General features: G+C 53.2%; 6 protein-coding genes. 1 reads left to right on the top strand and 5 read right to left on the bottom strand.

Annotated elements, in window-relative coordinates; all coding sequences use genetic code 11:
- Positions 1 to 207 precede the first annotated feature (207 nt).
- The 4 genes from PMI17_RS19575 to PMI17_RS19560 all read right to left on the bottom strand — a co-directional run bounded on the left by PMI17_RS19575 (position 208) and on the right by PMI17_RS19560 (position 4,912).
- A complete protein-coding gene (locus PMI17_RS19575) occupies positions 208 to 1,104 on the bottom strand; it encodes an SDR family oxidoreductase (RefSeq protein WP_007891876.1) in 897 nt (298 codons plus the stop codon).
- A gap of 249 nt (positions 1,105 to 1,353) precedes the next feature.
- A complete protein-coding gene (locus tag PMI17_RS19570; protein ID WP_007891871.1) occupies positions 1,354 to 1,506 on the bottom strand; it encodes a general stress protein in 153 nt (50 codons plus the stop codon).
- A 117-nt stretch (positions 1,507 to 1,623) separates the two neighbouring features.
- Positions 1,624 to 2,733: an ABC transporter substrate-binding protein gene (locus PMI17_RS19565; RefSeq protein WP_036621929.1), complete on the bottom strand. Its 1,110-nt coding sequence runs from the start codon at positions 2,731 to 2,733 to the stop codon at positions 1,624 to 1,626.
- Positions 2,734 to 2,782: 49 nt separating this feature from the next.
- Complete coding sequence (locus tag PMI17_RS19560; protein ID WP_007891862.1) at positions 2,783 to 4,912, bottom strand: TonB-dependent siderophore receptor; 2,130 nt, start codon at positions 4,910 to 4,912, stop codon at positions 2,783 to 2,785.
- A gap of 298 nt (positions 4,913 to 5,210) precedes the next feature.
- Here PMI17_RS19560 and PMI17_RS19555 point away from each other — a divergent pair, with 298 nt between their 5' ends.
- A complete protein-coding gene (locus tag PMI17_RS19555) occupies positions 5,211 to 6,098 on the top strand; it encodes a MurR/RpiR family transcriptional regulator (protein WP_007891860.1) in 888 nt (295 codons plus the stop codon).
- Between the two features lie 2 nt (positions 6,099 to 6,100).
- Here the strand turns inward: PMI17_RS19555 and PMI17_RS19550 are convergent, their stop codons facing one another.
- Positions 6,101 to 7,018, bottom strand: coding sequence for a DMT family transporter (locus PMI17_RS19550; RefSeq protein WP_007891858.1), 918 nt, complete (start codon positions 7,016 to 7,018; stop codon positions 6,101 to 6,103).
- Between the last annotated feature and the right edge of the window lie 240 nt (positions 7,019 to 7,258).

The following is a 7,258-nucleotide window of genomic DNA, read 5'->3' as shown; positions in this document are numbered from 1 at the left end:
CCGCGAAGCGGCGGGATGGGCTGGCGCAGGGCCGGGGAGTGAAGAGGGCGTGGCCTGGACGCCCTCTTCTCGGTCGCCGCACGGCATAGCTGAAACTGCCTCAGCACATGGCGAACGAAAATTGCTCAGCGCTTAACTGATTGGTATTAAGCCATTTGGCAGTGATTTCGCAGGGCGCGCATTGCTGCGCACCGGGAACAAAATCGATTACAGCGTACCGGTACCGCCGTCAGAACACCAAACCTGACCGGAGGTAAAGCTGTTATTCACCTGGGCAAAGGTGACGTACAGCGGGGCAATTTCTGCCGGTTGGCCCGGACGCTCCAGCGGAGCCGAGGCGCCAAACTGTTCCACTTTCTCTTGCGGCTGTCCGCCACTGACCTGCAACGCCGTCCAGTAAGGGCCGGGCGCGACCGCATTCACGCGGATTTTATCTTTACCCAACTGTTTCGCCAGCGCTTTGGTGAACGCGACAATCGAGGCTTTAGTCTGAGCATAATCCAGCAGGATGGCGCTAGGCTGATAAGCCTGAACCGACGAAGTATTGATGATTGAGGAGCCAGCGGGCAGGTACTCCAGCGCCGCTTTAGTGATCCAGAACATCGCATAAACGTTGGTTTTGAAGGTCGCATCGAAGTCTTCAGTAGAAAGCGTACGAATCGACTCGTTAAACTGCTGACGTCCGGCATTGTTCACCAGAATATCCAGCCCGCCGAGTTGTTCAGCCGCCTGATGTACCAGCTTATTACAGAACTCTTCAGAACGAATATCGCCCGGAATCGCCACCGCTTTACGGCCTTCTGCTTCAATCAGTTGCACCACTTCCGCCGCATCAGATTCCTCTTCCGGCAAATAGTTGATCGCTACATCAGCACCTTCGCGTGCATAAGCAATGGCAACGGCGCGGCCAATACCTGAGTCGCCGCCGGTGATCAGCGCTTTGCGTCCGGTGAGTTTGCCGCTGCCACGATAGCTGGTTTCACCATGATCGGGACGGGGATCCATTTTGCTCGCTAAACCTGGCATCGGTTGCGTCTGCTTTTTAAAAGGCGGAACCGGATACTCTTCAGTAATTAAGGTTTTATTAGTGGTTTGCGTCGTCATATATATCTCCTTGTCGCATGAAGTGAATAATTAAAGCCTGGCATAAATGTGATATTTGTCACGTCAGAAAGTGAGCGATCAGATTTATTAACCCTAAGTGGTCAATCAAAAAGCTAAAAATCAGCATCAGTTACGCAAGGTAATTAACAGTCATTTTTTCAGGGGGATAATGCGTGATGGGATATTTCTGAGGGCATCCATGCCCAGGCGGGCTTCCAGGGTGTTGCTTACTCTTTAACGCGGCGATACCTACTTCTTACCGCCTTTCTTGCCTGCTTCTGAAGCTTTCTCGGGGTTGTCTTTAAAACTACCGCCGCCTTTTTCTCCGCCTTTTTTACCGGCATCAGACGCTTTCTTTTTATCGTCAGCGAAATTACCGGAACCGCCTCTATGCTCAGCCATAAAACATCCTCTCATGAGTTGTTGTTGCATGGCGGAAATAACCTCTTCGACGCCATGCCCGTGCTGCAAATTTAAGATTAGCGAGGTTCCAGTTAATCACAAGCGCAGCGCGAGCGATTATTTATCATCCGTGGCACTGATTAACCTAAAATAGGTACCGCTAAAGGGAATTGGTAAAAAATCGTGGAAAATCTGCTGCAGCGTCTGCTCAGGTTCCACGTCGGCAAACAGCTGGGGATAGAGGGTTTTCGCCATAAACTCTGTCGCGGCAATATGCCACGGGCTGAGATAAAAGTTCATCCAGATGACTGCAGAGTGACCATTGTGCACTGCGTTCAGTTCGCGCAAACCATTTTGCTGCGCGGTGAGCTGCCTGAAACTGCTGAGCACCGTTTCGGGCGCCACCTCAGGACCCAACTTGAGCAATCCCTGAGAAGCGTTATCGCCAAAGCCGGTCGCGATGTAGTAATCCGGTTGCGCGGCGATCACGCTCTCTTCGCTGAGACGACCAAACACGCCATGCTGCGTTTTATTGGCAATGTTGTCGCCGCCTGCTGCATTCAATAATTCACCGAGGCTACCGTTAATCGCCGTCACGCAGCACTCATTTCGCCGGCCAAGATGCAGCTGCAGTAGCACTGAAGGTTTCGGGCCGTGATAGCGGTCGAGGCGTTCACGAATCACCTGCATATGCCGATCGTAAAAGCGATTAAATGCCTGAGCCCGCGCTTGCTGATTCAATACTTCACCAAAAATTTCCACGCTGCGGCGGGTGTTTTTCAGCAGATGTACGCGTAAATCGATCTTCACCAGCGGGATATGCGCCGCTTTCAGCATGGTCACCAGGCGCAAATCGGCATCATCGTAGCGCGCCAGGCTCGGTAAAATCACCACGTCCGGTTTCATGGCCAGAATTTGCTCAGGATTGATGGCGTTAGGTCCGCCGGAACCCAGCGAAGGAATTTTCAGCATCTGGGGGAACTGGCGCGCAAAGCTATTCCAGGTTTGGCTATCGTATTTTTTCAGGTCCTGCGGCCACGCCACAATGTGTTGAAACGGATCGCCCGGTTCGAGTAACGCCAGCGTATACAACATGCGGCTTTCACCCAGCACGATGCGCTGCGGATGGTCGGGGATCGCCACGTGGTTTCCATCGATATCGATGATAGTTTTCGCCCACGCCGCGCTGCTTAAGAGCAGCAGGAAACAGGCCAGCACCCGCAGCATCGGGCCGAGTAGGTAAGGCGCACCTCGTGCGCCTGGTGAAAAAATCGCATCAGAATTCAACGCTGGCCTCGAGCATCAGATTACGGGTTTCGCCTTCGCGTACGCGTAAATTGCCGCCGCTGGAGGTGTAATAGTGTTTGTTAAACAGGTTATTCAGATTCAGTTTGAGCTGCGTTTTCTCGCCAAATAGCTGATTGTTCCAGGCAATAAAGCTATCTGCCACTACGTAATCGGGCATGCTGAAACTGTTTTCCGGATCGCCAGCGCGCGTGCCGACATAGCGTGCGCCGCCACCCACGCGGAAATCACCCGGAATACCGGAGATCGCCAGATTATGGCTCAGATAGAGCGCACCGGAATGGCGGGGCGCGTTCTGCAGGCGATTGCCGTTATTGTCGGAGTTAACGCCATCATCAACAATCTCTGCCTTGTCGTAGCTATAGTTAGCGCTGAGATCCCAGTCCGGCATCACTTCGCCATTTAGCTCAAATTCTGCGCCGCTGGAGCGGGCTTTATTAATGGCGCGCGTGGTGCCGTTAATGCTGAGCGACATGTCACGCTCATTGATGCGATACAACGCTACGCTAGCAAACAGCTTGGGTGAAATCTGCCATTTGCTGCCCACTTCCCAGGTGGTGCCCTGTTCCGGTTTGCCGACGTTGCCATCGTCATCCACATCGGTGGAAGGGGTGAAGGATTTACTCACGCTGGTGTAGAGCGAAACGTCAGGTGTGATTTTGTAGATTAAACCGGCTTGCGGCAGGAATTTGTTGCCTTCGCTGTCCAGGGTTTGCACCACCGGATCGAAACCTTTCGAAGCACGCTGTTCATAATGCTGATAACGCCCACCGAGCACCGCAATCCAGTTTTCAGTCAGGCTAATACTGTCTTTGGCATAGAGCGAACGGCTGTGGGTGCGGTTAAGGTTATTGGCGTTAGCGCTATTTTCTGTGCTGCTATTCGTTACCGGCGCGAGGATGTCATATTGCGGATCGTAGAAATTAAATCCGCTATTGGCTTTGCCCTGGTACTGATGCGCGCGGTAGGTTTGGATCATTTCGTAATCGGTACCCAGCACGATATCGTGCGTCATGCCGAACACTTGCTGTGAACCGATCAAATCCCATGAAACGTACTTGGTTTTATGATTGAAGCCGCGATTGGCGTCGGCACGACGTGTCACTGCGCCCGTGGTGGGATTCACCGCGGTAACGCGCACTTCATTGTTATCGTATTGGCGCTGGTTCCAGCCCAGCGTCACGCGGGTGCTCCACGCCTCGTTAAATTGCCAGTCGTAATGCGCGTTGATGGTTTTGTTATGGCCCCACGCGTGGTTGGCTTTGTCATCAAGGCGATCTTTGTAGCCAATATCAATGGGTTTGCCGTTGATAAATGCGGTGCCGCGATCGTAGGGAATATCGTACTGATAATCGGCATAGCTGATCAGGAAGCTGGCTTGCTCGCCAAACCACTGTAACGAAGGCGCGATCAGCTGGTGCTTTTCACTACCAAAATTGCGCCAGTAATCCTGGTTCTGTTTTTCGGCAATCAGTCGAAAGGCAAAGCCGTTGCCGAGCGGACCGGTGACATCCACGGTACCCGCGCCGCCGCCTTCACTTGAGGTTTTGCCGCTGACTTTGGTGTGCCACTCATACTGCGGCTTCTTGCTGATGACATTGATGACGCCGCCGGGATTCTGGATCCCGTACAGCAGTGATGCGGAGCCTTTCAACACTTCAACCCGCTCGGTGGTGGCATCAAAATTCAGTCCCTGGCTGCTGCGCACGCCGTCACGGTAGATCGAACCATCTGAATTGCTGCCAAAACCGCGCCGCACAAAGCCATCTTCGGTGCCAGCCAATGTGTTGCCTTCGCTGACGCCGCTGACAAAACGCATCGCTTCGGCAAGGTTTGATACCTGATAATCTTCCAGCTGCTGCTGGGTCACCACGCTGACGGATTGCGCCTCATTCAGACGCGGCGTGGGCGTTTTGCTGCCGACGGAGCTGCTGGTGGCGTTATAACCTTGCGCATTACTCTCCTGCGCCAAAACGGTCAACGTATTAGCTTCTTCTGCCGCCATGCTATTTGCGGAAGTCCACATGCTTACGCCATAAATAGCCGCCAGAATGGCGGGATGACGCTGGGATTTAACAGCGAACGTCTTATTGTTATTCATTATTAGAACCTGGTGCGATGCAATTGAGAATCATTCAAACATGAAAAAATGTAGTAGTAAATGGAAATGATTGTGCAGATACTACAGCAGTATGGGGGCGGATAATCGGGCTTATTTGGTCAAGCTTATTTCGTATAATGTGTTTAATAACAGGTAATTAAATTGTTATTTCTTGCTGCTTTCTATTCTGATGTAGTGGGCTGCTAATGCAGTGTAAAGGCGATTGGATCGACAGTTTCACTACAAATCGATAGCAGGCCGATCGACTATTTTCATTTTTTTCGAGTGCAGCAAACAAATGAGTAGAAATAGGATTAAAAGCCGTGTGGATATATTGGGTGAACGTTATCGGCTACGCGCACCGACATTATCATCGCGTCTGCAAACGGTGGCGCGATATATCCACGATAATCGTGAGGCAATATTGGACGCCACCGCGATCGAAATAGCCGATGCAACTCATACCTCCGATGCCACAGTGGTGCGTGCGGTTCAGGCGCTAGGATTTGCCGGTTTGCGTGATTTAAAAACCACGCTTGTCGCCTGGTTTGGTCCGGCGATGAATTCGGAAGAGAAGATGAGCGCCACCGTGGAAGAACTCTCTTGCGATATCAATTCGGGCATCGATTTCGTATTAAGCGGCCATAAGCGCGCCTGCGATGCGTTAGCAGAGCCGCACAATCGACAGGCCGTGGCGCAAGCGGTCACGCATCTGATTGATGCGCGTCAGGTTGCCCTGTTTGGCATCAACGCCTCTGGGATTCTGGCGGATTACAGCGCGCGGCTGTTTACCCGTATTGGTATTCCCGCGGTGACGCTGAATCGCTCCGGTATTGCGCTGGCGGAACAGCTGATCACGCTACAACGCGGCGATGTGCTGATTATGATGGCGCAGAAATCGGCGCATCGTGAAGGCATCACGGCGTTAAAAGAGGCGAAACGGCTGGGCATGCCGGTGATTTTGCTGACGAACGCCATTGATTCGGCTTTCGCTCAGCAGGCGGATGTGATCATTAACGTGCCGCGCGGCGGCGAGAATGGACGTATGCCGCTGCACGGCACGGTGCTGGTGTGTCTGGAAATGCTGATTCTGTCGGTGGCTTCAGCGACCTCAACGCGCACGGTAAAAACCATGAAGCGCATTCAGGATCTCAATCGATCGCTGAAGCCCGGCGGGAAAAAGTAAGCCTATTTATTCGCGCCGCTCTTTAGCGTGGCGCGCTTGTCCCATCCATTACTGGTCACCAGCCACACCGCACAAACAATCAGCAGCGAGCCGCCAATAAAGCCCTGATTAATCTGCTCACCCAATACTAACCAGCCCCACAAAATACCGAAGGGCGGGATCATGAAGGTGACGGTTAAGGTGCGTAGCGGACCAATATCAGCCAGCAAACGGAAGTAGAGGATGTAGGCGAGGGCGGTACAGATAAAACCAATCGCCAAAATGCAGGCCCATACTTGCGGGATTTGCCAGCTGGCGGCAGGCGTTTGCGGTGCGCTGAAGGCGAAGAACGGCAGTAAAAATAGCGATGCGCCGAGTTGGCTACCAAACGCTACCTTGGTGGCGTCTAATCCGCCACGCGCGCCGATCCAGCGTTTCGCCAGAAAACCCGCCACGCCGTAACAGGCGGTCGCCACTAAACAGGCCAAAATCCCGAAGATTAACGCACTGCTTAAGTGGGCTTCGCCGGTGGTACTGATGACAATAATGCCGGCAAATCCAGCTATCATGCTCAGCACTTTATTAAGCGTCAGCTTATCGTCGAAGAATGCTGCACCGATAAGCACGCCCATGAGCGGCGTGGTGGCATTGAGAATCGCGGAGTAGCCGGCAGGCAGCACGCGCGCCGCCAGACAATACATCAGGAACGGAATGGCGGAGTTGATCACGCCCAACAGCATCGCCCAGCCCAGTTTGCCGTCAAAGCGACGCGGAATACGCATCACCGCCATGATAATCAACAAACCCAACATGCCGCATAACACACGTAAAAATGCGGTGTTTACCGCGCCCAACGCCGGTACGGCAATGCGCATAAACAAAAAACTGGCACCCCAAATCGCCGCCAGCAGCAGCAGTCGCAACAAATCCGATGTTCGCATAGGTTTCACAATTGTTAAGAAAGATTCGCGCACAGAATAGCAAACAACCCACTGCGTAGTGGTCGCCATTCATGGCGTAATGGCAATCAGTTAAGCGCTGAGCAAGTTTCGTTCGCATGGAGCAACTTTCGTTCGCCATTGGCTGGGGGCAGTTTCAGTTCCGCCGTGCGGCGACCGAGCAGAGGACGCCTGGCCGCGCCCTCTGCACTCCCGGGCCCTGCGCCAGCCCATCCCGCCGCT

The organism is Pantoea sp. GM01 (assembly GCF_000282675.1).
GTDB lineage: Bacteria > Pseudomonadota > Gammaproteobacteria > Enterobacterales > Enterobacteriaceae > Pantoea > Pantoea nemavictus.
This window is presented reverse-complemented; position numbering and strand designations above follow the sequence as displayed.

Coding starts and splice junctions, on each gene's coding strand:
- PMI17_RS19550 (WP_007891858.1), bottom strand. CDS start 7,018: ATGCGAACATCGGATTTGTTGCGACTGCTGCTGCTGGCGGCGATTTGG.
- PMI17_RS19565 (WP_036621929.1), bottom strand. CDS start 2,733: ATGCTGCGGGTGCTGGCCTGTTTCCTGCTGCTCTTAAGCAGCGCGGCG.
- PMI17_RS19575 (WP_007891876.1), bottom strand. CDS start 1,104: ATGACGACGCAAACCACTAATAAAACCTTAATTACTGAAGAGTATCCG.
- PMI17_RS19555 (WP_007891860.1), top strand. CDS start 5,211: ATGAGTAGAAATAGGATTAAAAGCCGTGTGGATATATTGGGTGAACGT.
- PMI17_RS19560 (WP_007891862.1), bottom strand. CDS start 4,912: ATGAATAACAATAAGACGTTCGCTGTTAAATCCCAGCGTCATCCCGCC.
- PMI17_RS19570 (WP_007891871.1), bottom strand. CDS start 1,506: ATGGCTGAGCATAGAGGCGGTTCCGGTAATTTCGCTGACGATAAAAAG.